Source organism: Sphaerisporangium perillae, assembly GCF_023276435.1.
Classification (GTDB): domain Bacteria; phylum Actinomycetota; class Actinomycetes; order Streptosporangiales; family Streptosporangiaceae; genus Sphaerisporangium; species Sphaerisporangium perillae.
The window spans coordinates 1-25,743 of record NZ_JALLPO010000047.1; the positions used below are offsets into that span (position 1 = coordinate 1).

A 25,743-nucleotide genomic window follows, 5' to 3' on the forward strand; every position below is an offset into this window, starting at 1 on the left:
ACCCCGACGCCCCCGACCACCCCCAGCCCGCCTCCCAGCGGCGGCTGCTCGGCCACCTACAAGATCACCAACTTATGGCAGGGCGGCTTCGGCGCCGAGGTCGCGGTCAAGAACAACGGCACCTCGGCGATCAGCGGCTGGACGGTGAAGTGGACCTTCGCCAACGGCCAGACGATCACCCAGCTGTGGAACGGATCCGTCACGCAGAGCGGCAGCGCCGTGACCGTCAAGAACGCGAGCTACAACGGCAACCTGGGCGCGGGCGCCTCGACGACGTTCGGCTTCAACGGCAGCTGGAACGGCACGAATGCCGTCCCCTCCACCGTCACCTGCACCTCCCCGTAACCGGCCGGATGTGGGCGGCTCCCCCAGGAAGCCGCCCACATCCAACCCGCACCCAAAGGCACCACCGAGAACGACCCTCCAGTGCGCCGTCAAGTGCGGCTCCCCAGTGTCCCGCCCACCCACCCCGCCCCAATCAGCGCCCGCTCACCACGCTCCGTCCCAAACTTGTCCAGGAGCCAGCTAAAGTGAACAACTCCCCGTGCTCACATGGACGCCAACTTATGAGAGACTCCAGGCTTGCGGGGCGGTAGCTCAGCCGGTCAGAGCAGCGGACTCATAATCCGTAGGTCGTGGGTTCAAGTCCCACCCGCCCTACCACGCCACCAAGCAAAACACCCGTTGACCAGGCACTTTGCCTCAAGCGGCTTCCGCGATCATGCAGCCACCTGCCACCGGATGCAGCCGCAAGCCGGTGCTCACGGGATACATGCGGGATGAAAACGCCGCCGTTTGCCCAGGTCAGGCACGCAAAAACGAAGGGCCCCGGGATGACTGCGCCTTCAAGCCGGCGGCGCTCCGTGCCGCCGCACGGCCCGCCGCCCGCCCGCCGTCCGGGCGTGCGGCGTGGGCGCCGGTCCCGAACGGCGGCGAGACTCCGGGCCGCCCGCCGTACACTGCGCCCGCCGTACTAAACCTCATCCGCCGACCTGGGACGCGCCGCCGCCGGCCCCTGAATAGATGCCGCCCCGTTGAAGGGGGAGAGGTCCTGTTTCCGTATCGTGAGGTCTACCTTGTTCGCATGGTCGCCCGCGTCGACGAAGGCTGCCGAGCTGTCCTGCCTGACCTTTCCCCGCCAGCCGCACTCGCACGTCGCCACATACATATTCGGGGCAAGTTCCTCTACCCGACCATGGTGCCGTCGACCCCGTGTCTGCCCAAGCACAACATAGGTGCCCATGACCAGCACCGCCACAGCGCCCAAGACGACGATCGCAGCCAACAAGCCCACCAATTCGGCTTGTCCAGCGTTTCCCAGAGGAATGGGATCATGCCTCCGGCTGAACCCGCCTATTGCAGCGGTAGTTCCAAGCGCGGCCGCGACCAACAAGGCGAGCACGCCGAACGCCGTTCGGCGTATCTTCCGGACCAAGGCCAACGCTGCGGGAACAGCGACCACGCTCGTACCGATTGCGGCGCCTACCATGACTCGTGGCCAAAGCCACGGTTGATCAAACGCCTGCCCCAACAGGATCAGGGGAGCAACACTCAACATCAGGGCGGTTAACAGGAACGCAAGCCATCCGTGCCGATCGAAGAAGTCATCTAATCGATCTTCAACCTTCCCCATGCTGAGAGAACGGCCCGTGGTAGGAGCTGGTTCCCTGTTGCCGCCATTCGGCCTTGGCTGACTCTCAGGCGCAGCCCACCAGGTGCCTCCCCACACAACCGCTCACGATCACGGCCGCCGGCCACCATCGCCGACCAGGCCGCAGCCTTCTGATCACGAGCCGAACGGTCCTGATAAGGAAGCGGTCTCCGAGGTAGGGCCAGGGGGCCGCCGGGCCATTAGCGGGCCATTAAGGGAGGTCAGCAGCGGTTAATCACGGTCACCCGCGGAGAGCCCGCCACCCAGCTCACGGCCCGTACGGCCCAAGATCAGGCCGATTTGCAAGCAGGATGTCAGTGCAGAAGCGCTCGCTTGAACGTTGGCGCGTGGCTGCGTAGTGCTGGTTGCTTTTCGCCAGGTACATGGTGCCGTCCCATGGCCTCCGGCACGGGCCTCAGGCTCCGGGATGATCTCGGTAAGCCCCACGTAGTCGAAGGCTGAGGTCGGCCGGCTCTTCCCGCCACCATCGCCCCAGGACGAGCTGAGCAGACCAGGAGCGCGTGCGAAGCACGCTTTCGCCCGCTGCATGGAAGTGCAACCATGGTCATCGTGAAGCACGACATAGAGCCGAGATCCAAAACCAGCGAGTTACCTCCGTCCATGTTCAAAATGTCTCCGTGGCTACCGTGGGTGGCACTGGTCCTCGGGGTCTTGGTGATCCCTGATCAAGTCGGTGATTTAGTGACGGGCGAACCCCGTTCCCTGGCAGAGGGGCTTCATTGGGGGCCGGTCGGGATAGTGGCGGAAAACCTCATCGTATTGATCTCTTGGAGCCTGGTCTCATTCTTGGCGATCAAGGAACTGCTCCACCGACGACGCAACCGCTCGACATCCGCATTCTCGGATGGCACAACGAAGCCCAACGACTCGTAGCAGCAGTTGAGATCTACGATCGGACGCATACCCCGTAAGGCAAAGGGTTGAGCAACCTCGCCAAGATCCGGAATATGCTGGTGACGCCGAATACGACTTCCTTGCTGGCGCGGACCCCGTCCAGATCGCCGCGATAGCGGACAATGCGCAGTACCTGGGCGGCACCGGGAAAGTCGATTCCGTCGGCGGGAGCCGTACGCAAGACGCGCGTCTCGGTCCGTCCATGACCACGATCGTCGGTGGTGTCAGTTCGCGCGGCGAACATCGCATCGGTCCCGGTCAGCGCGTGTGCCGCGCTGGTCAGCAGGGTCGGCTGATTGTCCTTGACGATCAGGAGATAGTGGCTGTTCAGGTCCTCGACCAGATGGCGGGCGGTCTCGCGGACCGTGTGCAGGGCGTCCCCGGTCAGCACCATCCCGGCGCCCTTGGCATCATCGAGCAGCGGGGCCAGTTCGGGCACCTCGGTCGTCTTGGTTGCGGCCTGCCGCTGAGCCGGCACCGCACCACGCTCGTGCTCGAACAGCGACAATAGGTGAACCCGGCCCCCGCCCGGCAACCGAGCACCACGCATGGCCTTGCCGTCGAACGCCGCCGATGCCAGCATCCCGTTCAGCGGTGGTTGCCGGCGGGACCGCTGGACAGCGCGGCGGGCCTCGCGCTCTTTGGGAAGAGGCTGCGCATCGCAGTCCCCGGTACCGGCCCCGGCGCCGTCATCAGCACGCTCCAGATCGGTCGGGGCAGCCGATTCACCAAGGTAGGCGGCGGTTTGCCGGTCCACTTCGTTCCCATCGACATCAGCCAGTACCCGGCGAAGCGTGCACTCGCTGGGTGGGTGGTGAACGCCCGTGAGCGGGTCACCCCAACAGCCCAGGCGGGCCGGCAGATCCTGCGGCGCATCCTCGGCCCACTCGATGATCGCCGCGATCGAGTCACCACCGACCACGGTGGTGCCGAACGTCATCACCGCCAAGATGGCCTCCAAGGTGTGACGGACCTTGCTCGCTTGCCGAGGGTCGGCGATCGACCGGAATCGGGCCACAAGTCCGCACTTCTGACCCGGGATACTCTGAGCGTCGCTGTCGATCTGACCCACCTCGGGCACGCTGATCAGCGATGATGGAGCGACGGGCACGGTTCCTCCGAGGATCGAACGGCGTCAGACACCGCTGATCTTCAGGAACCGTGTCCTTCCTCATCTGGCACTTGGCCAGTTATTACCTGGTCTTCACTCCGTACGCGACCCGCGCCCCAGGCACAGCGGTACCGAAGAAATCAAACCCGGACGAATCCTCGATATGCCGGGGCCCTGCCCGAGTGGGGGCCTCCCCGGGGGCCTCTCGATACGCCAGGCGTACGATCAAGCGCTCCACATCGCAGGCGCTGAGCTTCACCATCCCCTACCGCTCGATCGGCGACCGGCCGGCCCCGAACTGGCAGGTCCTCGGCCCCGGCCACTTCCAGCAGTGAACGCCGACCACTGACCGAACTGGTCTTTGAGCTGGTACTCCTGCCCCGATCGCGCGATCAGACTGCGGGGCCACATCGGCGCAGCTCCCATCTCGGGCTCGCTGCGGTGTGCGGCCCGCCGGCCGCGCCGGCTCGCGTGGTTGGAAACAGCGGTCCGCCGTAGGCGGAGTCCCGGACGAGCGTACAGCTGGAATGGATCCAGGACGTGACCTGCGCGGTGGTCGATCCCGGCCAGCCGCCGGCGCCTCGGCCGAAGCGTGACAAGACGTAGTGGACCTGTCCCGACGCGACCAGGCCCGAGAACTGCGACAGCGTGGGAAAGGGAACCTGGCCGGTGTAGCCGCCCATCGGAAGGATCGAGACGCCGCTGTAAAGGATGTACGGTGAGGCGTCAGTCCAGCGTTCCACGGCGAACAGGTACCTCGCGCCCGCCCGGTGTGCTGTCACGTAGGCCAGCAGTCTCCGCTGCTGCGGCGTGAGCCCTTGAGGCCGTCCCTGGTGGCTGGTCGGGCCGACCCTGCCCATCCCTCCGGTCTCGCTGTAGCGCGCGTCAAGTGCCGAGACCGACCACGCCCCGGGCGCGACGAGAAGCGAGGCCACACCGGTCACTATGCCGATCACCATTGTGGCCGGGTGTGGCGCGGTCCGGCCCGGCCTGGGGACGCACAGGAGGGCCAGGGCCACGGCGCAAAGCCCGATGGTCATGGGGGCCAGCCACGGCAGGAACCGCGGGTAGCACAGTGCGAGCAGGGCACACCAGGCGGCGTTGACGGCGAGTGCCGCGGGCAGCACCCAGGCGCGCGTTCCGCCGGCCTTGTAGGCCCTCCAGCAAAGCGTGATCCCGGTGCCGCTCAAGGCGGCCAGCGGTACGGCGACGACGCCCATGTAGTACGTGTGCCCGGTGACGCTACCGAGGCTGAAGACGAGAAAGTACGTCGCCAGCCACACCCCCCACAGGAGCAGGTGGGCGAGGTGGGGGTCGGTACGAGCAGCACGCCTGCGGATGAGGCCGAGGACGCCGAGGCCGATCGCGAGCATACCGAGCGGGTAAAGCCACCCGGTCTGCGAGGCGATCCCCGGACTTGCCATCTTGGCTACGGTGTCGCCCGTATGGGGCGACGAAGAGGCGCTCACGGTAGGCGTCGCGCGCGATGCGGTCCCTGTCTCCGCCGGCCGGTTGAGCTCCGGAGGATCCGCGCGTTGCTGGTCCGCGATGACGCTTCCGGTGGCGGTCGCGTTGAACCCGAGGGATCCGAAGCGGCTCAGGAAGTTGTAGCCGACGACCATGCTGAGGGCCGAATTATTCGTGGTGCCGTCGATGTACGGCCGATCACTCGCCGGTATCAGCGCCGCGATCACGATCCAGGAGGCGGACAATGCTACCGTGACAACGCCGGCCAGCGCCACGTGCCCGACTCTGCGGCGCAGTGAGACGGGGGCGGCGACCAGGTAGGTGAGTCCCAGTGCCGGCAGTACGGCCCATGCCTCCAGCATCTTGGTCTGGAACGCCAGCCCGACGTAGGCCGCGGCCAGCAGCAGTATCCGCAGCCGGGCGTGCTCTACTGCCCGCTGCACGGCCTCGGCGGCCAGCAGGAGCAACAGCGTGAACAGGGAGTCCTCGACGATCGACCGGCCCAGGCCCACCGTCACCGGGGTCAGTGTGAGGACGGTTGCCGCCAGAAGCGCGGGCACAACGCCGGCCCAGCGACGCGCCACCTTGTACAGGAGCAGCACGCACAGTACGCCCTCGACCGCTTGGGGCAGGACCAACGCCCAAGGGTGAAAACCGAACAGCCACGCCGAGATCACCTGCGGCCACAGGAACCCCGGCAACTTGTCGAGCGTGATGGAGTTGGCGGGATCGTAGGAGCCGAACAGGAAGGCCAGCGGGCTCTGCGTCATGCTCCGCACCGCGGTCGCGTAGTACACGTGGTAATCGCTGCGGTCGAGGTCCCATGTGAACAGCACCGCGGCGACGGCTGCGATCAATAGCAGCACGGGGCGGGCGTAGGCCGGTTGGCCTGCGGGGGACCTCCATGGTGGTCGGCGTCCGTGAGATGGCAAGCCCGAGGCAAGCGCCACAGGAAGCGACACGTTTGCGCTCATGCTGACAAATATGCTTCTTTACCCATAAAAGCCCTATAACGCCCAGACAGCACGGTCGAAGCCTTCTGCCAGGCGCCGATGGCCGCCGCGAGGTCTCCGGCTTCACGACGCACGTCGCCCAGCGCACGCAGCGCCAGGCCCTGACGCCGGGGAGCGGGAATGCCCTGACAGATCGCGACGACCGTCTCCAGGACCGTGGCCGCCTCGTCCAACCGCCGCCGCGAGCGATGGAGCTCCGCCCAGACGAACAGGACGCGAGCCTCGCCCAGACGTTCGTCCACGCTCCGGTACGTGGCCAGAGCCTCGCCCAGGAGATGCTCGGCGTCCCCGAACAGCCGCAGAGCGAGTTTGGCGGAGGCGAGCCCCAGGGAGGCGTAGGCCGTGCCACGGGGGAAACCGAGATCGGCGAAGGATGTCAGGGCCTGGGCGAAGGACTGTTCGGCGGCGGCGGGTTCGTCCTGGGCGAGCTGGATCTCGCCCAGAAGGATCCGGGCGAACTGACGGGCACGGACGTCGCCCACAGACCCGGCCTGCTCGACGGCGCGTTCGATGTAGGGACGGGCAGCGGCATGCCTGCCCTGGTTGAAGTGGATCTGGCCGATCTCCCGCAGCACCGCGATCTCCGAACCCCGATCACCGGCCTCTGCCAGGCCGCCCGCCGCCTCGTCGTAGCAGGCCAGCGCCGCCGGGTATCTTCCTTATCCGCGCCAGCCGCGGCCTGCACCAGTGTGCGATCCGACAACGCCAGCGTCAGGTCTGCCAGCAGAAGCCGCTTCCAGAGCAGGTGGAACAGCACCGGCGCAGGTGCCTCTCACCGCCGCCGGACGCGCAGCACGCAGGTCAGCATCGGGAGGGTGAACTCGCCGTCCGCAGTCTCCGGTCTGCTCGCAAGGAAAGCGCGGATCCGGCCGAGCGTTGCCTCTTGTTCCTGTTCCGGCATGACCAGCATCCCCGCCCTCGTCGCAAGCGTCGCAACGAGAGAGTCAGCGGTGCGGCGCTGCCCGTGCGGGAACTCGGTCTGCTCCGGCGAGCCGAACCGGGCGGCCCCGCCAGTCTTGGGAAGGTGCATGTCTGCCGTCTCAGCGCGCCAATTGGTGGGCGTGTCACGAGGGCCAATGGCCGCGCTCCCGCTGACCCGCGCCAGCCCGGCAACCCAGTCGACCCGGTCGTCCATGACGTTCCACAGGCCGGCCAGGATGCCGCCGGGTGCGAGAACCCTGGCGATCTCGGGTCCCGCGACGGCCATGTCGAACCAGTGCATGGCGTTGCCGGCCAGCACGGCATCAACGGACGCGTCCGGCAGCGGTATCGCCTCGGCGCTACCCGGCAGGGCACGGACCTCCGGCAGTGCGCGGCGCAGCTCGGTCAGCATCGCCGGGTCAGGCTCGACCGCGGTGACGTCGGCGCCCACCGCAACCAGCGTGGCGGTGAGCTTGCCGGTTCCGGCGCCGAGGTCGAGCACCCGCAAGCCGGGCGCGGGCTCGAGCGCCCAGCGCACCGCGGCCTGCGCATAGTCCGGGCGGTGCTCGGCGTATGCGGTCGCCGCCGCGCCGAACGATGAGGCGTGACGGAGCCGTTCGTTTTGTTCCACACGATCACCCTATTGCGGCCACGCAAGACTTGATCGCCATGGGTTCGTGCCCGGCGCGGGCGGCGATTTGGCCGCCGTTCGTGCCAGCGCAGCCAAACCGGCCGAGACACCATCGCGACTTGAAGGCCACAGCGCGTTCCGCGCCGAGCTCATCCGCCAGATCTCGTGAGACTCCGCCACCCGTACCGACAGATCGCGTGAGACTCCGCCAGGTCAGCCGAGACCTGACAGCGGCGCTGAAGTGGGTAGGCGCCCCCCACCCCGTGCCGCCGGTCGGCCCGTGGTACTTCTACCTCGACGCCCTGGCCGCCGTACGACAGACCCAGCACCGGTACGAGGAGTCCGCCGTGCTGGCCACCACAGCCCGCGACAACCTGGCCGTCCACGGGTTCGGCAACCCAGCTTGCGTGCCGTGGCGTACCCGGGCCGCCCAGAACCTGCACGCCCTAGGCCGTAGCGCACAGGCGCAGGCGCTCGCCGCGGACTTCGCCCACGCCCTGGCCGCTGCGCCCAGCGCCGGTCCGGCTGAACGGGACCGAGCCCCCCACCAACGGTCTGTTCTGAGCTCAGGCGAGGCTGTGGCGCACGGCCAGGTACCGCGTGAGGTGATCGATCACCTCACGCGCGTCGTCCTCGATGCCGTGGATGAAAGTGGACTTACGTCGCCGCAGCACGGGCAGCCCCAGCGCGTACAGTCCCGGGCTATCGACCACACCGCCCTCGTGGCGCAGCCGGCCCTTCGCGTCGACCACAGGCACGTCGAGCCACCCGTAGTCCGGCCGAAGTCCCGTCGCCCAAACGATCGTGCGGATCTCGCCGCTTCGCAGGTCGAGCTGCCATCGCGCCGACTCGGGCACGTGTGTCGGCGCGAAGCGCTCGGGAGGATCGACCTCGGCGTCACACCCGTGAGCCCGGGCCCACTCGTCGAATGTGTCCAGCAGGCGCTGCATCTTGAGGTCCGCGAGCGAAAACACGTTACGCAGGCCACCGGAGAACAGCGCACGGCCGTCACGTACAGCCGCCCAGCGGCCCACCAGCTCGACACCCATCGCGGCGAGCGCGTTGAGATCGAGCGTTCTACGTTCAGGGGTCCCGACCAGCTGCGGCGAGGGTAACCGCCGGGCCCGCGTCAGATCATCGACCTCGTCGTGGCGCTGGTTCCATACGCCCGACGCGTCCATCCACCACAGCACATCGCGCCCGCGGTAAAGGCGCGGCAACCGCACGTGCTCCCCCACCGAGAGGATCACCGGCCGCCCCGACCGCTTCAGCTCCGCTGCCAGCTGCACGCCGGTCGCCGACGCTCCCACGACGAGTACGCCCCCGTCGGGGAGGTTGGTGGGGCCGTGGTAGTCGAACGGCGTCAGTTGCACGACGGACGCCGGCACCGCATCAGTGAACTGCGGCACCGTTGGCTGGTTGCAGGCGCCACTCGCGATGACCACTGCCCGGCAGCGGATTTCGCCGCGGCTCGTCGTCACGCGGTATCCGTCGTCGGTGCGTCGCACCGATCTGACGTTCGTGCCGGTCCGGACGGGAGTGCGCGAGACGGTGGCGAAGCGCTCGATGAACTCGATCACCTCGCCCATCGTCATGTAGCCGTCGGGGTCTGGGCCTTCGTAGCGATGGCCTGGCAGGCGGCTTTGCCAATTGGGAGTGAGCAGCCGCAGGGAGTCCCAGCGTTCGCGTCGCCAGGAGTTCGCCACCTCGCCGCGCTCGAGCACGACGTGGTCGATCGACCGGCCGCGAAGGAAGTGGCTCGCGGCGAGGCCCGCGTGCCCCGCGCCGATGACGACCGCGGTGGTGCGTTCGATGGCTCGGCCTCCCTCAGGCGACTTCGACGGTGACGTTCGTCGGGTTCGTGAGGGCGTCGAACACGGCAGAGCGCTTCTGGGACTGGGCCACCAGCGCTTCGATGTCCTGGGGCGAGGCGTCCGCGTCGATCGTGAACGTCACCTTGATGTCGTTGAAGCCGTTGCGCACGTCGCTGTCGGCACCGAGGATCCCGCGGATGTCGTGGTTGCCTTCGACCGTCGACTCGACCGACCGCAATTGGATGCCGCGATTCTGCGCGACGGACGCCACGCCTGCCGTCAGGCAGGCCGCCAGGCCGACGAGGAGGTACTCGATCGGCGTGATGCCGTTGTCCTCCGCGGCGAAGACCTCGGGGTGGTCGGCGGTGAACACCGTTTCGCTCTTGTGGCTCTGCTCCTGCCCGAGGCCGAAGAAGTTCTGGATCGTCGTCGTGCTGTGGACGCCGTTCTGCCACTTGGAGGATGCCCGCCAGGTGAACTGAGCCGCCTCGGGTGCGCCCTTCAGCGCCTCGCGTGCGTCGAGCAGAGCTTGAACGTTGACTCCGTTGTCGATCGTGGTCATGTCGCGTGATGCCCCTTTCACTCTTCCCTCTATTTCCCATCGGGATTATTGACAATACATTGGCCAGGAGGAATATGGCTATATGATTCCGCACATGGTGTCAGCCTCGACGCTCCCAGCCGGCTCGGTCGGCATTGTCGAAACGCAGTACCTCGACCTGCCGACACCGGTGCAGCTGGACTGCGGGCAGACGCTGCACCCGATCCGCGTGGCGTACGAGACCTACGGCACCCTCTCCCCCGGGCGGGACAACGTCATCCTGGTGTGCCATGCGCTCAGCGGCGACGCCCACGCGGCCGGCTTGTCGAAGACGCCGCCCCAGGGCAGCACGCGCGACGGGTTCGCGGCCGCGGACCGCGACGGTGCGGCCGGCAAGGGACTCGGCTGGTGGGACGGGATGATCGGCCCCGGCAAGGCCTTCGACACCGACCGTTTCTTCGTCATCTCCACGAACCTGCTCGGCGGCTGTCGCGGGACGACGGGGCCGTCGTCGATCAACCCGGCGACAGGCGAGCCGTACGGGTCCGACTTTCCCGTCATCACTGTGGCGGACATGGTGCGCACCGAGCGGGCGTTCCTGGACGCCTTAGGTATCGAGCGGCTCGCGGCGGTGGCCGGCGGCTCGCTCGGCGGGATGCAGGCGTTGGAGTGGGCGATCCTGTTCCCTGATCAGGTCGATGCGGTCGTGGCGATCGCCAGCACGCACGCCCTGCACCCGCAGGGCGTGGCCTGGAACGCGATCGCGCGTGACGCCATCATGGGCGACCCCGCCTGGCAAGGCGGCCACTACTACGGCACAGGCCGCATGCCCCATGCCGGCATGGGCGTGGCGCGGATGGTCGGCCACGTCACGTACCTGTCCGCACCGGCGCTGAGCGACAGGTTCGGCCGGCGACTGCAGTTCGCCGACGACATCCGCCATACGATCACCGAACCGGAGTTCGAGGTCGAAAGCTACCTGCGCCACCAGGCCGACTCGTTCGCCAAGCGCTTCGACGCCAACACCTATCTCTTCACGTCACGGGCGCTGACCTATTTCGATCTCGCGCGGCAGCACGGCGGCGGATCGCTCGCGCGGGCACTCGAACACGTCTCGGCGCGGACGCTGCTGATCGCGTTCACCTCCGACTGGCTGTACCCGCCGTCGGCGTCGAAGGAGATCGAGGACGCGCTTGGCGCTCTCGGCAAGCCGGTCGATCTCCAGGTGATCGATGCGCCGTACGGCCACGACTGTTTCCTACTTGAGGAAGCACGTCAGACGCCCATCATCCGCCGATTCCTGGCCGGCGGATGACGTCGAGGAAGAGGCATTGGTGACCGACAAGTTCCCCCGCGCAGAGGAAGCCCGCGCGTTCGGATTCGAGACACGACAACTACACGCCGGTCAACGGCCCGACCCGAACACGGGCGCACGTGCGGTGCCGATCTTCCAGACGACCAGCTACGTGTTCGAGGACCCGGAGTCGGCGGCGGCGTACTTCAACCTCCAGGAGTACGGGAACACGTACTCGCGCATCATGAATCCGACCGTCGCGGTGTTCGAGGAGCGAGCGGCGAACCTGGAGGGCGGCTCCGGTGCGGTGGCGTTCGCCAGCGGGATCGCCGCGCAGGGAGCCGCGCTCTTCACGCTGCTGGAGCCAGGCGACCACGTCGTCTCGTCCTCGGCGCTCTACGGCGGGACGGTGAACCAGTTCAAGCACCTGCTGCGCAAGATGAGCGTCGAACTGACGTGGGTCGATCCCGACGACCCGGACGCATGGCGCCAGGCGGTCCGCCCGAACACGAAGGCCTTCTTCGGCGAGACGATCGGCAACCCGGCCGGGAACGTGCTGGACATCGAGACCGTGGCATCCATCGCGCACGAGCACGAGCTGCCACTGATCGTGGACAACACGTTCGCGACGCCGTACCTGTGCCGCCCGATCGAATGGGGCGCCGACATCGTGATCCATTCGGCGACCAAGTTCATCGGCGGTCACGGTACGAGCATCGGCGGCGTCGTCGTCGAGGCCGGCACGTTCAACTGGTCCAACGGGCGGTTCCCCGTGATCGCGGATCCGTCGCCTGCCTACCACGGCCTCCAGTTCCACGAGACGTTCGGGAGCTACGGCTACCTGATGAAGCTGCGCGCCGAGACCCTGCGCGATCTCGGCGCGGCGCTCGCGCCGCTCAACGCGTTCTTGTTCCTGCAAGGGCTCGAGACGCTGTCGCTGCGGATGGAACGCCATGTGGAGAACGCACAGGCGGTCGCGGCGTTCCTCGAGTCGCACGAGCTGGCGGACAATGTCACCTACCCCGGCCTGCCGTCGAGCAGGTACCGGCCACTGGTGGAGAAGTACCTGCCGCGTGGTGCCGGCGCGGTGTTCTCGTTCGACTGCGCCGGTGGCCGAGCCGGTGGGCAGGACCTCATCCGCGGCGTGACACTCTGGTCCCACCTGGCGAACGTCGGCGACGCGAAGAGCCTGATCATCCACCCTGCCAGCACCACGCACCGTCAGCTGGGCGACGACGAACTCCGGGCCGCCGGGATCGCACCGGGGACGGTGCGGTTGTCGGTCGGCACCGAGTCCGTCGCGGATCTGATCTGGGACCTGGAGCAGAGTTTCGCGCACGTCACCGCGACAGCGGGAAAGAGGTAGCGAGAGCATGACCGATCTCGGGCAGTACCAGGACCCGTTGTTGATCCAACGCGTGCTCCACACCGCGAGGACCATCGCGATCGTGGGCTTGTCGAACAACGAGTTGCGAGCCAGCTACTTCGTTGGCTACTACCTCAAGCGGCACGGCTACCGCGTGATCCCCGTGAATCCTCGCGAGACGCAGATCCTCGGAGAGACGTGCTACGCGAGTCTGCTGGACGTGCCCGTGCCGGTGGACATCGTGAACGTCTTCCGTGCGCCGGATGCCCTGCCGGAGATCGCGCGGGAGACTGTGGCGATCCACGCCGGTGCCCTCTGGTGCCAGTTCGGCGTGATCAGCGAGGAGGGCGCGCGGATCGCGGAGGACGACGGCGTGACGGTGATCATGGACCGCTGTCTGAAGATCGAGCACGCGCGCTACGTGGGCCGGATGCACTGGCTCGGCTTCAACACCCAGCGCATCACGTCCATCCGCGCCGGGCTCCAGTAGATGACGCGGCGAACTCGCTCATCTCATACACCTCTCCTACCCGACTCGGCCCGATCTGCCATCGCCCATGCGGTCCGCTGCTTGGGGCCGCTGGCCGTAGCGGATTCGGGAGAACCCGGCGCGCTCGTTCCGTGAGCGCGCCGGGCAGCTCAGCAGGCCCCAACCTCGGGCACGGGGCATGGGAAGGCGGGCGCGCGCGTACGGCCTTCCTGGGCACGTCCTCATCCCGACCATCAATGACCTTCACCGGGGTCCCCGGCGGGGCGCAAGTCGTGTGGACCACAGCGATCATGGTCTGGCGACCGCTCATCGGCGCCATCGTGGAGGAAGAACTTCAAGAATGTCCTCTCAGTTGACGGCCGTCTCCTTGCCCGGCGCGTCGGCGCCCTTAACGGCGCAGCACGGTCCACCAACTTGCCGGAGGCGCGCGGGCTTAGCCCGGTGAACGGGGCTCCAGGACGGCTCCGACGCCGTGATCACTCAATGACGAAGCAGAGCTGAGACGGGTTTGCGCTTTCCGTTACGTCAACTCCTACGGTTATACGCGTGGCCGGAGAGACCGGACTGGCGATGGGAGACAACGGGATGGCCTGGTCGATCGCGGACGTGGCCCGGATGTCTGGGGTGACGTCCCGGACCCTGCGGCACTACGACGAGATCGGCCTGCTCCCGCCCGCTTGGATCGGCGGGAACGGCCACCGCCACTACGAAGAGGCCGAGCTGTTGCGGCTGCAGCAGATCCTGTTGATGCGGGAACTGGGCCTGGGCCTGCGCGAGATCGGGGATGTCCTGGACAACCAACTCGATCAAGTGGAGGCACTCCGGGCACACCATCAGCGACTGCTGACGGAGCGCGACCGGCTCGACACATTGGCCCGCACCGTGAGCCGCACCATCGCCGAACTACAGAAGGAGCAGGACGGCAGCGACATGACAAAGATCAACAGGCCGGAGAAGCTGTTCGAGGGATTCGACGCCTCCCGCCACGAGTCCAAGGCCCGCGACAAGTGGCCGCAGGAATGGGAGCAGTCCAAGCGGTACGCAGACACGCTCACGGCCGAGGACCACGAGCGGATGCAGCGTGAAACGACCGCGCAGATGGTCCGCATGGCCGAGTTCATGGCCGTCGACATCCCGGTCACCGACCCGGCTGTACAAGCCGAGGTGGACGCCCACTACCAGGGCATCTGCCGGTTCTGGACCCCGAACGCGGCGGCGTTCAAGGGCCTGGGCCAGACCTACGTCGACGACCAGCAGTGGCGATCAGCGTACGACCGGATCGCCGAAGGGCTCGCCGAGTACCAGCGCGACGCGATGGCCGCCTACGCCGACGCCCGGCTGAGCTGACCACCACCGCACCCGCCGGGAGGCTGCAGACTCCCGGCCCCTCCGCATCAGATCGATTCGGGCGCAGCCTACCCGCGGGCACGGCGCAACCGCCCGCGCACCACAGGAGCCCCCACCGTGATCCCTACCAACTGGATCAGCCACCGCCGGCCCGAGGACAACGAACTGCTCGGCTATCTCCGCCCTGGCGAGGACGGATCCGACCGGTTCACACCCGTCAACGTCTTCGGCTACCCGCTCGGCACCGCGACCACCGAGGACGAGGCCCGGCGCATCCTGGAGTCCGTAGGCCTGAGCTACCTGGCCGAGACTTGGCTGCTGACAATCCCCAACCGTGTGGAACCCGTGGCTGTTCAGATCGTCGAAGCCACACCACAGCACCTGCGGGTCAAGAACGTCGACTTCGGCTATGCCGCCGCGGACATCGGACAGATCTTCGTCCTCGACGTCCCCGAAACAGGAAAGCTCCGGCTCCCCTGACACCGGCTGGTACTCACAGGCGCCGAGTGACTGGGCCTGAGCGATGCTCCCACGCTCGCCTGATGCCGGCTGATCCATTTCTCCTCAGGAATGCCGCCCTTGAGGTGCTCGGGACGGTTGAGCCTGACGACCCGGATGGGGCCGTCCTCCTGCGCCTCGATCATGGAAGCCCCAGTATCCGGGTGGCGATGATGTTCTTCTGGATCTGCGAGGTGCCGCCCATGATGCTCTGGGCGCGGCTGTAGAGGTAGGTGTTCAGCAGGGTCTCGTCGCCGGTCCCGCCCACGGCCAGCGCGGCGTGGCCGACGGACTGTTCCGTCCAGGTCATCAGCAGCTTGTCGACCGAGCCCCCCGGCCCGTGGTCCACGCCGTCCAGCCGTTCCGACAGCCGCCGCCGCACGTGCAGCCGCAGCATCTCGGTCTGCACGTACGCCCAGGCCACCTCCGGCCCGGTGGACCGGGCGGCCAGCTCGCGGACCGTCTTGGCGTAACGCGCGACGAACCCGAGTTCGCCCGGCTCGCGTTCGTGAGCGACCAGCGTCATGGCGAGCGCCCATCCCTCGCCCGGCGCGCCGATCATGTTGGCGACGGGGACCCGGGCGTGGTCGAAGAGCACCTGGCCGAACTCGGTGGTGACCCCGTTGATCATCTTGATCGGCCGCTGGACGATGCCCGGCTGTTTCATGGGCACGGCGAAGCCCGAGAGGCTCTTGTGCTTGGGGCCGTCCGAGGTGCGGGCGAGCAGCAGGCACCAGTCGGCCACGTCCGAGTAGCTGGTCCAGATCTTGTGCCCGTCGATGACGTACTCGTCGCCGTCGAGGACGGCCGTGGTCCGCAGCGACGCCAGGTCGGAGCCGGCCTCCGGTTCGCTGAAGCCCTGGCACCAGCGGTCCTCGCCGCTGATCAGGCGGGGCAGGAACCGCCGCTTGATGTCCTCGCTGCCGTGCCGGCCGAGGCCCTGCACGAGGTAGCCGAGGCCGGGCCGGGGTGGCATGCCGGCGAGCGCCAGCTCCTCGTCGAGGATCACGTCGTAGACCGGCGGCAGCTCCTGCCCGCCGTACCCCCAGGACAGTCCGAAGAAGCCGGCCCTGTAGAGGGAGCGGTGCCAGGCGGCGTCGGAAGAGGTGTCCGGATCGTCGCTCGCGAGCCACTCCCGCAGCCGGGCGCGGAACGCGGCCTCCTCAGGCGAGTCGTGATAGTCCAACGCCGATTCCTTCCAGGTTCGCGGGGAACAGGTCGATGGAGCTCAGCGCCCGGCGCAGGTACAGGTGGGCGAGGCAGTCCCACGTCATGCCGATGCCGCCGTGCACCTGGATCGCCGTCTCGCACACCGTCAGGGCGGCGCGCGAGCAGTACACCTTGGCGATCTGGGCCGCGTGCCACGCCTCGCCGGGCGGGAGCGCGTGGACCGCCCAGGCCGCGTGCCGGGCGACGCTGGCCGAGCCCTCGGTGAGCGCGAGCGCCTCCGCCAGCAGGTGCTGGACGGCCTGGAAGGACCCGATGGCCCGGCCGTACTGCTTGCGGACCTTGACGTACCCGACCGCCAGGTTCAACGCCCCGCGCATCGCTCCCACGAGATCGGCACAGGTCAACGCGGTGCCGAGCGCCGCACAGTCCTCGCGGCAGGATTCCAGCACGGGTTCGAGGTACGGCACGTCGGCCAGGCCGCGCGCCAGCTCCTCGGCGACGATCGCCACCTCGACGGCGGTGGCTCCGTCGGTGAGCAGGTCACGCCATCCGGTCGCCGCCAGGGCCGCTTCGAGCTTCGCGGTGCGGGCGGGGTCGTCGAGGTCGAGTACGGAGCGCGGTCCGAGGTCGTCGACGAGACGGGCGGCCGCTTCGCGGAGCGCGTGCTGCTCATCCGTCAAGCGTGCGTCCATATTGCTCCTTCAGGGTCCGCCGGAGCAGCTTGCCCGACGGCAAGCGGGGGATCTCGTCCATTATCAGCAGATGTCGCATCCGTTTACAGGAGGCGAGCGACCCGGCGACCAGTGCCCGGAGCCGCGCGGGGCCCACGGGTCCCGATCGCTGGGCATTGAGAACCGCCACGCGGCCGACGCCCAGACCTGGGCCGACCGGGGGCTTGCCGTCTTTGAATGATCATGCTCGGGCCGGTCTTGACATGGCCGCCGGGTGCACGAGGTTCACCACGTGGTGCTTTGAACGCCTCCGCATGCGCGATCGCCCATTGCTCGAAGGAGCGCGGTGGCGCCGGCGCAGGACGTGCCGATCGCGCGCATTAGGCTGTTGAGACCGTTTGGGCCCAGGCCGTACCCGGTGGCCGTGGGCAGTTGCAGGAGCTGCGGCGTGATCAGCGACATCGCGTACATTGCGAAGCCGATGACGATGGAGGCGAGGTTCGTCACGAGCACCTGGCGGCGCACGCAGGTGCGCAGGTCGACTTTCCGGAGCCTGGACGGACGCGGCGTGTTCGCCGTGCGCCGGGCGGTCCCCCAGGTGGCGGCCCGCCTCGGCATCTCCCGCGCCTCCGCCTACAACCACCTCTCCCAGGCGCGCGCCTTCGACGGCGTCGGACCCGACACCCCACAGGAGACCCGAGCATGACGAACGCACTCCCGGTCACGCTGGACGACGTCCACGACGCGGCGGCCCGGCTCAAGGGCGTCGCCCACCGCACGCCCGTCCTGCGCTCACGGACGCTGGACGCCCTCGTCGGCGCCGAGGTCTTCCTCAAGTGCGAGAACTTCCAGCGCATCGGCGCGTTCAAGTTCCGCGGCGCCTACAACGCCGTCTCCCGGCTCTCCCCCGCCCAGCTCTCCAGGGGCATCGCGGCGTACTCCTCCGGCAACCACGCCCAGGCCGTGGCCCTCGCCGCCCGCGAGCTGGGCAGCACGGCGGTGATCCTCATGCCCGAGGACACTCCCCGCTCGAAGATGGACGCCACGGCCGGGTACGGCGCGGAGGTCGTCACCTACGACCGTTATTCGGGCGACCGGGTGGCGATCGGTGAGGCCCTCGCCGCCGAGCGCGGGCTGGCGCTGATCCCGCCGTACGAGCATCCGCACGTGATCGCCGGGCAGGGCACCGCGGCGCTGGAGCTGGTCGAGGAGGCCGGCGAGCTCGACGCGGTGCTGGTGCCGGTCGGCGGTGGCGGCCTGATCGCGGGCAGCGCGACGGCGGCCAAGGGCCTGCGGCCGGGCATGCGCGTGATCGGCGTGGAGCCCGAGGCCGGAGACGACACCAAGCGGTCGCTGGCCGCGGGCAAGCGGGTCTCCATCCCCGTCCCCCGGACCATCGCCGACGGCCAGGCCGCGGACATCCCCGGCGAGCTGACGTTCTCCATCAACGAGCGGCTGGTCGACGAGATCGTGCTGGTCTCCGACGACCAGATCCGCGAGGCGATGCGCCTGGCCTTCGAGCGGTTGAAGATCGTCATCGAGCCCAGCGGCGCGACCCCGCTGGCGGCGCTGCTGGCGGGCCGGCTGGAGCGGGTCCCGCCGCGCATCGGCCTGATCGTCTCCGGCGGCAACATCGGCGCGCGACGCTTCGCCGAGCTGTGCGCGGACACGCCCACGGGCCGCTGAAAGATTCGCGGCACTGAGCCGGCGGCGCAACGGGCGTCCGTTCGATCATCCGGCAGAACGCGCCGCTGACCCCGGCTGCCGGCGCGGCGGTACGGGACGGCCGTCAGCCTGCGCGTTCGATGGCGCTGCGCTCGACGCAGAACTCGTTGCCCTCGATGTCGGCGAGGGTCGCCCAGCCGAGGCCGTCGGCGCGCCGGTGGTCGGCCACCAGGGTGGCGCCCAGCGCCAGGAGCCGCTCGACCTCCTCGTCCCGGGTCCGGTCCTGCGGCTGCAGGTCGAGGTGAATCCGGTTCTTGACCGCCTTGGGCTCGGGAACGGTGATGAACAGCAGGTTGGTTCCCTGGGTCTCGACCAGCACCTCCGGATCTCCCGGCTCGTCCTCGTCGCCTACGGACCCGCCGAGCACCTCGGCCCAGAATGCGCCGAGCCGGTACGCGTCGGCGCAGTCGATCGTCACATGTCGCACATGGGAAGTCATGGCCGTCATTATGGTCTGTCCTGGCCGGCATTACGGTCTCGCTGCGGTCAGTGGGACTCGCGAGACACCTCCGAGCCCGAGGAGCCGACGAGGAAGTCCAGGTCGGCGCCCGTGTCGGCTTGCAGGACGTGGTCGATGTAGAGGCGTTCCCACCCGCGCCGGGGATTGGCGTAGCCGTTGACCGTCGCCTCGTTCGGCACGCGGGCGGCGAGTTCCTCCGCGCCGACCTCGACGTCGATGGTGCGGTTCTCGACGTCGAGGGCGATGATGTCCCCGGTCCGCACGACCGCGAGCGGCCCACCGGCGGCGGCCTCGGGCGTGACGTGCAGGATGACCGTGCCGTAGGCGGTGCCGCTCATCCGCCCGTCGCAGACGCGCACCATGTCGCGGACGCCCTGCTCCAGGAGCTTCTTCGGCAGCGGCATGTTCGCCACCTCGGGCATCCCGGGGTAGCCCTTCGGGCCGCAGCCGCGCAGTACCAGGACCGAGTCCGCCTCGACCGGGAGATCGGGGTCGTCGATGCGCGCGCGCATGTCCTCGACGCTGTCGAAGACGACGGCGGGGCCCCGGTGCGCGAGCAGGTGCGGCGAGGCGGCGGCCGGTTTGATCACGGCGCCGCCGGGCGCGAGGTTGCCCCGCAGGATCGCGATGCCCGCCTCGGGCTGCAGGGGCCGCGAACGGACCCGGATCACCTCGGGATCCCAGATGCGCGCCTCGTCGAGGTGGTCGACGAGCGGGAACCCGGTCACGGTCAGCGCCGCCGGGTCCAGGAGATCCCGCACCTCCCGCAGGACCGCGAGGAAGCCTCCCGCCCGGTGGAGGTCGTCCATGAGGTATCTGCCCGCGGGTTGCAGGTCGACCAGGAGCGGGACCCCGGCTCCGGTGCGGTCGAAGTCGTCGATCGTGAGCTCGACCCCCAGCCGCCCGGCGATCGCGAGGAGGTGGACCACGGCGTTGGTGGATCCGCCGATCGCCGCGAGGGCGACGATCGCGTTGAGGAAAGAGGCGCGGGTGAGGAGGGTGCGCGGGGTGCGGCCGGCGCCGACGAGTTCGACGGCGAGCCGCCCGGTCTCGTGAGCGCCTTCCAGGAGACGGCTGTCGATGGCCGGCGTGCCGGCGAGCCCCGGCAGGACGGTGCCGAGCGCCTCGGCGACCAGTGCCATCGTCGACGCCGTGCCCATCGTGTTGCAGTGGCCGCGGCTGCGGATCATCGAGGACTCCGACCTCAGGAACTCCTTGTTCGACATCTCGCCGCCGCGCACCTCCTCGCTCAGCCGCCAGACGTCGGTGCCGCAGCCGAGCGGGTGCCCGCGGAAGGTTCCGGTGGCCATGGGCCCGCCGGGCACGACGACGGCGGGGAGGTCGACCGACGCCGCCGCCATCAGCAGCGCCGGGATCGTCTTGTCGCAGCCGCCGAGCAGCACCACGCCGTCGATCGGGTTGGCGCGCAGCATCTCCTCGGTAGCCATCGCGGCCATGTTGCGCCACAGCATGGCGGTCGGCCGCACCTGCGTCTCACCGAGGGACACCACGGGGAGGTTGAGCGGCACCCCTCCGGCCTCCCAGATCCCCATCTTGACGTGCTCGGCGACCTCGTCCAGGTGCGCGTTGCACGGGGTCAGGTCGGACGCGGTGTTCGCGATCGCGATCTGGGGCCTGCCCTCGAAGGAGTCGGACGGCACGCCGCGGCGCATCCAGGCCCGGTGGATGTAGCTGTTGCGGTCGTTACCCGAGTACCACTGAGCGCTACGCTGCTCCCCCATGAGCCAACTCTTCCGTTAAACGAACCCGGCGTCCACTGCGTCACCGGCCTCGACGAGGACGGGGCGGCGGCGCGGCACGCACGCGCCGGCCGACGCCTACGACATTCACGCATCACGACCTGACGCACACACCCCCGTCTGGAGAGCCCGCTTGTACCTCATGCGCATCGGCGGCGCCGGCGCCGAGAAGACCGCCGGCCGGGTCGAGCGGAACAGCCGCGTCCCGCGCCGGAACGTCACCGGGCCGCGCTGAGCATGCGGGCGTTCATCCTCACCGCCCCCCGCACCGCGACGGTGTCGGAGGTGGACCCGCCGGTCGCCGGGCCCGGCCAGGTGGTCGTCGACGTCGCCTGCGTCGGCGTCTGCGGCACCGACATGGAGTTCTACTCCGGCGAGATGGCCTACCTCAAACAGGGCCACGCCGCCTACCCGCTCCGGCTCGGGCACGAGTGGTGCGGCACCATTTCGGCGGTCGGCGACGGTGTCGACGACGCGCTCCTCGGCACCAGGACCACCGGCGACACGATGCTCGGCTGCGGCGCCTGCCGCCGATGCCTCTCCGGCCGCCACCACGTGTGCGAGTCCCGGCATGAGATCGGCATACGGAACGGCTGGCCCGGCGCCCTCGCCGAGCGACTGCTCGTGCCGGTCACCGCGCTGCGCCCGCTGCCCGGCACCGTGGACGACACGGCGGGCGCCCTGGTCGAACCGGGCGGCAACGCCCTCCGCTCGGTGCGGGGCGCCGACCTTTCGCCCGGCGACCGCGCGCTCGTGCTCGGGCCGGGGACGATCGGCCTGCTCGCCGGGCTGTTCGCCAGGGCCGCCGGAGCCGAGGTCCACTTCCTGGGCAAGGAGAGGCACTCGCTCGAGTTCGCCCGGACCCTCGGATTCGACGGCGTCTGGATCGAGGACACGCTCCCGGGCCTTCCGTTCGACGCGGTCATCGACGCCTCGAACGCCCCGGCGCTCCCGGCCGCCGCGCTCGATCTCGTCGAGCCCGGCAAGCGGGTCGTCTACATCGGTCTCGCCGGGCGCCCGAGCCTGATCGACACCCGCACGCTGGCGCTCAAGGACGTCACCGCCGTCGGGATCCTCGGCGCGTCGGCGGCCCTCGACGGCACGATCGAGCAGTACGCGAGCGGTGCGGTGGATCCACGGCCGCTCGTCGCCGCGACGGTCGGCTTCGAGGAACTCGCCGAGGTCCTGGCCGGCGGCCGCCCTCCGGGCGCGGGGCCGGGACCGAAGATCCACGTCGATCCGCGCCGCTGAGGCCGGAGCGGGCCGCCCCGGACCTCGGCTTCGACGCCATCTCCCTCGCACTGCCGACCGCGCGGTTCCACCGTGACCTGCTGCCCGGCTGGATCGGCGCCCTGACCGTCACCTGCCGCGCCATCGAGGCCGCCGTCGCCACAGCGGAGTGGTCAGGGCGTCAGTGAGGCGTCGCCGAAGACGGCGCCTTCGGAACCGTTGCCGGTGCCGCCCGACGTCCGGGTGGCGGCGATGCGGAGCTTCACCAGGCCGCTGATGGGCACGGTGACCGGGACCGGTTTGGCGTATCGAACGCTGAGCTTCTTCAGCAGCTTGCCGTTTCCGTAGATCGCGAACTCGACGACCGAATCGGTGGCCAGTTCGTCGTTCAGTCCGAGGTCGCCCTTGAAGGTGGTGTACGAGCCGTCGATCGTGTACTCGACCCAGCGGGTGTAGCCGACGCTCCCCACTTCGAGGCCCACGCTATGGACGTAGTCGTGCCCGTTTATCGAATAGCTGCCATGGCCGTAACCGCCCTGGTAGGCGGTGACCTTGTCCGAAAGATCGCCGAGGTAGACGGCGGAGCCGACGGTTCCGGACGCGGGCTCGGTGGTCACCTCGGAATCCGGGGTGACGGTGATCGTGACGGCCGGGGTCGCGGTGACGGTGCTGGTCACCGTGTGCGTGACGGTCTCGGTGACCGCGGCGTTCGGGGCGATGGTACGGGCGATGCCGGTCGGCGCGAAGAAAAGGCCCGCGAGCGTGCCGACGAGCGTGATGAGCGCGGTGAGGACCGGCGCGCCGAAACTGATCCAGGCATTTCCGCGGGCATGCCGCCGTTGCGCCTCCCTTTCCGCGCGCTCGCCGTCGTTCTTGTTCTCCGGAGTCTCGGTGACCACGGACCGCCCCGTTCTCGCAGGTGTTCCGGCCGACAGACGCCCCCGAAAATAGCTCTTTTCCTCAGGTGCCGCGCGCCGATTATCAACCCGTTATGAAGTGGTCCCGCATATCAGGAAATATCAGCTTTTAGATTATTAGCGGGTTTTGTAATGTACGGAGTGACTTTCGAGCAGGAGCTCGGCGGCGGCCTCGCGATGGCTACTTGACGGCGTTTCAGGGGCAGCGTGTCGAGCCGTCCGCCGACGACGAAGAAGGCGTAGAAAGACGTCGTTCCACACGTACAGGCAGATCAGGATCGCCGCGGTGGCCCGCACCGGGGCGACGCCGGCCGCCGGGGAGCGTCCGGGACGCGGCAGGCCGGGAGCGCCTGTGCGCCGGACGCGGGGTCAGCTGGGCCGGCCGGTGGGCGTGACGGTGACCTGCTGCAGGTTCACCCACGGCGGCCGGGTGGCGATGAAGCCGCTACTCCCCCCGGTCCAGGTGCAGGCACAGCGCGTGGGCCGCCTCGACGATCGGGATCCGCGGCAACCGGGCGAAGGAGTCCCGGTAGCCATCCGGCATCTCGCGGCGGTCACCGCGCACGAGCGCGAGCAACTCCGCGAAGACGTCGGTGACCATGCACGCCAGCGAGTCCCCCATGCGCACGGCCAGCTCCCCCGCCGCCGAGGACCGCGAACGCGCCTCGTCGAAGCGTCCGGACAGCGCCGCACGCGCCGCCACCACCCGCAGGTGGTACCAGCGAGCCGCGGGCAGCCGCGTCGCCCACCAGCGCGCGGAGCCGCGCACCGCGGCGCGCAGCGTCTCGGTATCGGCGGTATCACCGGGGACGGCCTCGAGGATTCGCCGCACATCCGCCACAGTGAGCGGCACGAGCGCGATGGTGCGCGCGCCACGGCTGCGGACGATCTCCGCGAGGGTCCTGGCGAAGCCCGAGCGCCCCGGCGCGGGATCCCGGTGGGTGGCGACGACGAGCAACCGAGAGTTCGCCGCCTCCGCCGCGACCTGGCGGAGCAACGCCAGCGAGGTCTCGCGATCACGCCCGGCGAACCGGCCCCGGGAGCCGCGTCCGGTGTCCACCCCCCAAGTCTGACAGCACCGGCGCCGGCAGGGAGTGGCTCAGGGGCGGGGTCAGTGGCAGTGCTGATGTGCCGGGGGGTGGGGCGGTTCAGGATGGGTGACAGGTCGCGGCTCGCCCAGGAGGGGCGTACGGCATGCGGCCGATATCGGGATGACGAACGACGAGGGGAACGACGTGGAACTTCATGAGTATGCGAGCCATGACGGCGTCGGGTTGCGGGAGCTGATCGCCGCGGGAGAGGTGACCGCGGCGGAGGTGGAGAGCGTCGCCAGGCGGGCCGTCGAGATGGCGGACGCGGAGGTGAACGGGCTCGCACTGCCGCCGTTCACCCCGGCGCTCGACCATGCGCCCGACGGGCCGCTGGCCGGAGTGCCTTTCCTGATCAAGGACAACGGCCCGGTGGCCGAGGGGATGCCGTTCTTCTGCGGGAGCCGGAGCATCGATGGGGTCGTGGCGCGGCACGACAGTGACGTGATGACGCGGTTACGGGCGGCGGGCCTGGTCACGCTCGGCCTCACCTCCGTGCCGGAGATGCTGATCAGTTTCTCCACCGAGTCGGTGAGGTTCGGGCCGACGCGCAACCCCTGGGATCCGGAGCGAGGGGTGGGCGGGTCGAGCGGGGGATCGGCGGCGATGGTCGCGGCCGGGGCCGTGCCTCTCGCGCACGGTAGCGACGGGGCGGGCTCCATCCGCATCCCGGCGTCGTGCTGCGGCCTCGTCGGGCTCAAGCCGAGCCGGGGACGGGTACCGTGCGGGCCCGACCTGGGCGAGGTGCTGTTCGGGATCTCCATCGAGTCGGGGCTGAGCCGGACGGTCCGCGACACCGCGCACTATCTGGATGCGATCCAGGGTCCCGGCGTCGGCGACAAGTACACCGCCCCGCCGCCACGGCGCCCGTACGCCGAGGAGGTCGGGGCCGACCCGGGCCGGCTGAGGGTCGCGGTGACGACGCGGGCCTGGTCGGGTGTGACGGTGGATCGGGAGGTGGTGGCGGCGGCCGTCGAGGCGGGCCGGAAGTTGGAGAAGCTGGGCCATCACGTCAGCGAGGCCGGGCCGGCCGTCGACGGGGACGCCATCATGCGGGCCATGGTGCCGTGCGCGATCGTCGCCGTCGCGGCGCCCCTGCTCACGGCGCTGCGCCCGCCGGACCCGGCCAAGGTGGAGGCCGTCACCCTGCGGGCCTTCGAGGAGGCCGGGGAGATGAAGGCCCTGCGCCTGCTCGGCGCGTTCGACGCGCAGAACCAGGTGAGCCGGTCGGTGGGCGCGTTCTTCACGGAGTACGACCTGCTGGTGACCCCGACGCTCGGGCGGCTTCCCGCGCCGCACGGCACCCTCCGGTACAACGATCCCGAGCACACCATGACGAGCTGGCTGGAGTCGATCTTCGATTACGGCCCGTTCACGGCGGTGTTCAACATCTCCGGCCAGCCCGCGATCAGCCTGCCGCTGGGCTGGAGCGAGGGCGGGCTGCCGATCGGAGTCCAGGTCGTCGCCCCCTACGGGCGTGAGGACCTGCTGCTCCGGGTCGCCGCCCAGCTCGAGGAGGCCATGCCCTGGGCCGGCCGCACCCCGCCGTCCTTCGTGGGGAATCGCTGACGGCGCCCGGACCCGCCGATGGCGGCCGCGCCGGCGGCCGCCATCGGGTGGAAGGTCGGGGAAGGCTAGGAGTGCGGGCAGGTGTCGCGGTACT

The 25,743-nt window shown here is 69.2% G+C and carries 23 protein-coding genes, 1 tRNA gene and 1 pseudogene; 11 read left to right on the plus strand and 14 right to left on the minus strand.

What is annotated here, in order from left to right:
* Positions 1-345 (plus strand): cellulose binding domain-containing protein (locus MYF83_RS34870; protein ID WP_248965015.1); only part of this gene is annotated, 345 nt, incomplete at its 5' end.
* 241 nt (positions 346-586) lie between these two features.
* Positions 587-663, plus strand: a tRNA-Ile gene (locus MYF83_RS34875).
* A gap of 310 nt (positions 664-973) precedes the next feature.
* On the opposite strand, the gene MYF83_RS34880 is transcribed toward MYF83_RS34875, so the two are convergent.
* The 8 genes and pseudogenes from MYF83_RS34880 to MYF83_RS34910 all read right to left on the minus strand — a co-directional run bounded on the left by MYF83_RS34880 (position 974) and on the right by MYF83_RS34910 (position 10,085).
* Positions 974-1,633, minus strand: coding sequence for a hypothetical protein (locus tag MYF83_RS34880; RefSeq protein ID WP_248965016.1), 660 nt, complete (start codon positions 1,631-1,633; stop codon positions 974-976).
* Between the two features lie 925 nt (positions 1,634-2,558).
* Positions 2,559-3,677: an ISAs1 family transposase gene (locus tag MYF83_RS34885; protein WP_308201556.1), complete on the minus strand. Its 1,119-nt coding sequence runs from the start codon at positions 3,675-3,677 to the stop codon at positions 2,559-2,561.
* A 392-nt stretch (positions 3,678-4,069) separates the two neighbouring features.
* A complete protein-coding gene (locus MYF83_RS34890) occupies positions 4,070-6,010 on the minus strand; it encodes a mannosyltransferase YkcB-related protein (protein ID WP_248965017.1) in 1,941 nt (646 codons plus the stop codon).
* A gap of 104 nt (positions 6,011-6,114) precedes the next feature.
* A complete protein-coding gene (locus MYF83_RS44825; RefSeq protein ID WP_443729307.1) occupies positions 6,115-6,537 on the minus strand; it encodes a hypothetical protein in 423 nt (140 codons plus the stop codon).
* Positions 6,538-6,804 (minus strand): annotated as a pseudogene (locus MYF83_RS44830) (tetratricopeptide repeat protein); the annotation flags it as partial.
* A 125-nt stretch (positions 6,805-6,929) separates the two neighbouring features.
* The gene (locus MYF83_RS34900; protein WP_248965019.1) at positions 6,930-7,709 is read right to left on the minus strand and encodes a class I SAM-dependent methyltransferase; all 780 of its coding nucleotides are present in this window, start codon (positions 7,707-7,709) and stop codon (positions 6,930-6,932) included.
* Positions 7,710-8,275: 566 nt separating this feature from the next.
* Positions 8,276-9,592 carry an NAD(P)-binding domain-containing protein gene (locus tag MYF83_RS34905; protein WP_279340492.1) on the minus strand — a complete coding sequence of 439 codons (1,317 nt, stop codon included), beginning with the start codon at positions 9,590-9,592 and terminating at the stop codon, positions 8,276-8,278.
* Positions 9,537-10,085: an OsmC family protein gene (locus MYF83_RS34910; RefSeq protein ID WP_248965020.1), complete on the minus strand. Its 549-nt coding sequence runs from the start codon at positions 10,083-10,085 to the stop codon at positions 9,537-9,539. Before MYF83_RS34910 ends, MYF83_RS34905 begins: the two co-directional genes overlap by 56 nt.
* Before the next feature lie 82 nt (positions 10,086-10,167).
* Between MYF83_RS34910 and metX the strand changes: the two genes are divergently transcribed.
* The 5 genes from metX (at position 10,168) to MYF83_RS34935 (ending at position 15,041) form a co-directional block, all read left to right on the plus strand.
* A complete protein-coding gene (gene metX, locus MYF83_RS34915) occupies positions 10,168-11,379 on the plus strand; it encodes a homoserine O-acetyltransferase MetX (RefSeq protein ID WP_248965021.1) in 1,212 nt (403 codons plus the stop codon).
* A 19-nt stretch (positions 11,380-11,398) separates the two neighbouring features.
* Positions 11,399-12,724 carry an O-acetylhomoserine aminocarboxypropyltransferase/cysteine synthase family protein gene (locus tag MYF83_RS34920; RefSeq protein ID WP_248965022.1) on the plus strand — a complete coding sequence of 442 codons (1,326 nt, stop codon included), beginning with the start codon at positions 11,399-11,401 and terminating at the stop codon, positions 12,722-12,724.
* Between the two features lie 7 nt (positions 12,725-12,731).
* A complete protein-coding gene (locus MYF83_RS34925; protein WP_248965023.1) occupies positions 12,732-13,214 on the plus strand; it encodes a CoA-binding protein in 483 nt (160 codons plus the stop codon).
* A gap of 546 nt (positions 13,215-13,760) precedes the next feature.
* Positions 13,761-14,561, plus strand: coding sequence for a MerR family transcriptional regulator (locus MYF83_RS34930; protein ID WP_308201557.1), 801 nt, complete (start codon positions 13,761-13,763; stop codon positions 14,559-14,561).
* A 117-nt stretch (positions 14,562-14,678) separates the two neighbouring features.
* The gene (locus MYF83_RS34935; RefSeq protein ID WP_248965024.1) at positions 14,679-15,041 is read left to right on the plus strand and encodes a hypothetical protein; all 363 of its coding nucleotides are present in this window, start codon (positions 14,679-14,681) and stop codon (positions 15,039-15,041) included.
* Positions 15,042-15,201: 160 nt separating this feature from the next.
* Here the strand turns inward: MYF83_RS34935 and MYF83_RS34940 are convergent, their stop codons facing one another.
* Positions 15,202-16,245: an acyl-CoA dehydrogenase family protein gene (locus MYF83_RS34940; protein ID WP_248965025.1), complete on the minus strand. Its 1,044-nt coding sequence runs from the start codon at positions 16,243-16,245 to the stop codon at positions 15,202-15,204.
* Positions 16,223-16,921 (minus strand): acyl-CoA dehydrogenase family protein, encoded by a 699-nt coding sequence (locus tag MYF83_RS34945; protein ID WP_248965026.1) that lies wholly within the window; start codon positions 16,919-16,921, stop codon positions 16,223-16,225. Before MYF83_RS34945 ends, MYF83_RS34940 begins: the two co-directional genes overlap by 23 nt.
* Positions 16,922-17,387: 466 nt before the next feature.
* Between MYF83_RS34945 and MYF83_RS34950 the strand changes: the two genes are divergently transcribed.
* Both MYF83_RS34950 and MYF83_RS34955 read left to right on the plus strand, forming a co-directional pair.
* Positions 17,388-17,606, plus strand: coding sequence for a helix-turn-helix domain-containing protein (locus tag MYF83_RS34950; RefSeq protein ID WP_248965027.1), 219 nt, complete (start codon positions 17,388-17,390; stop codon positions 17,604-17,606).
* Positions 17,603-18,586, plus strand: a complete 984-nt coding sequence (locus MYF83_RS34955) for a pyridoxal-phosphate dependent enzyme (RefSeq protein WP_248965028.1) — start codon at positions 17,603-17,605, stop codon at positions 18,584-18,586. The genes MYF83_RS34950 and MYF83_RS34955 overlap by 4 nt, the downstream gene beginning before the upstream one ends.
* 103 nt (positions 18,587-18,689) lie before the next feature.
* Here MYF83_RS34955 and MYF83_RS34960 read toward each other — a convergent pair whose 3' ends face one another.
* Both MYF83_RS34960 and MYF83_RS34965 read right to left on the minus strand, forming a co-directional pair.
* Positions 18,690-19,043 (minus strand): VOC family protein, encoded by a 354-nt coding sequence (locus MYF83_RS34960; RefSeq protein ID WP_372500332.1) that lies wholly within the window; start codon positions 19,041-19,043, stop codon positions 18,690-18,692.
* 68 nt (positions 19,044-19,111) lie between these two features.
* Entirely contained in the window at positions 19,112-20,827 is a 1,716-nt protein-coding gene (locus tag MYF83_RS34965; protein ID WP_248965030.1) for an IlvD/Edd family dehydratase, read from the minus strand.
* Between the two features lie 255 nt (positions 20,828-21,082).
* On the opposite strand from MYF83_RS34965, the gene MYF83_RS34970 reads away from it, so the two are divergent.
* A complete protein-coding gene (locus MYF83_RS34970) occupies positions 21,083-22,096 on the plus strand; it encodes a zinc-dependent alcohol dehydrogenase (protein WP_248965031.1) in 1,014 nt (337 codons plus the stop codon).
* 152 nt (positions 22,097-22,248) lie between these two features.
* Here MYF83_RS34970 and MYF83_RS34975 read toward each other — a convergent pair whose 3' ends face one another.
* Together MYF83_RS34975 and MYF83_RS34980 are read right to left on the minus strand one after the other, a co-directional pair.
* Positions 22,249-22,974 (minus strand): NPCBM/NEW2 domain-containing protein, encoded by a 726-nt coding sequence (locus tag MYF83_RS34975; RefSeq protein WP_248965032.1) that lies wholly within the window; start codon positions 22,972-22,974, stop codon positions 22,249-22,251.
* 463 nt (positions 22,975-23,437) lie between these two features.
* On the minus strand, positions 23,438-24,052 hold the full coding sequence (locus MYF83_RS34980) for a hypothetical protein (RefSeq protein ID WP_248965033.1): 615 nt from the start codon (positions 24,050-24,052) through the stop codon (positions 23,438-23,440).
* 175 nt (positions 24,053-24,227) lie between these two features.
* Between MYF83_RS34980 and MYF83_RS34985 the strand changes: the two genes are divergently transcribed.
* The gene (locus MYF83_RS34985) at positions 24,228-25,649 is read left to right on the plus strand and encodes an amidase (RefSeq protein WP_248965034.1); all 1,422 of its coding nucleotides are present in this window, start codon (positions 24,228-24,230) and stop codon (positions 25,647-25,649) included.
* Positions 25,650-25,743: the final 94 nt, after the last annotated feature.

Bases quoted from the DNA above. Each gene is read 5' to 3' on its own strand.
- MYF83_RS34945 (WP_248965026.1), bottom strand. From the start codon at position 16,921: ATGGACGCACGCTTGACGGATGAGCAGCACGCGCTCCGCGAAGCGGCC.
- MYF83_RS34910 (WP_248965020.1), bottom strand. From the start codon at position 10,085: ATGACCACGATCGACAACGGAGTCAACGTTCAAGCTCTGCTCGACGCA.
- metX (WP_248965021.1), top strand. From the start codon at position 10,168: ATGATTCCGCACATGGTGTCAGCCTCGACGCTCCCAGCCGGCTCGGTC.
- MYF83_RS34925 (WP_248965023.1), top strand. From the start codon at position 12,732: ATGACCGATCTCGGGCAGTACCAGGACCCGTTGTTGATCCAACGCGTG.
- MYF83_RS34970 (WP_248965031.1), top strand. From the start codon at position 21,083: ATGCGGGCGTTCATCCTCACCGCCCCCCGCACCGCGACGGTGTCGGAG.
- MYF83_RS34880 (WP_248965016.1), bottom strand. From the start codon at position 1,633: ATGGGGAAGGTTGAAGATCGATTAGATGACTTCTTCGATCGGCACGGA.
- MYF83_RS34950 (WP_248965027.1), top strand. From the start codon at position 17,388: ATGGAGGCGAGGTTCGTCACGAGCACCTGGCGGCGCACGCAGGTGCGC.
- MYF83_RS34955 (WP_248965028.1), top strand. From the start codon at position 17,603: ATGACGAACGCACTCCCGGTCACGCTGGACGACGTCCACGACGCGGCG.
- MYF83_RS34965 (WP_248965030.1), bottom strand. From the start codon at position 20,827: ATGGGGGAGCAGCGTAGCGCTCAGTGGTACTCGGGTAACGACCGCAAC.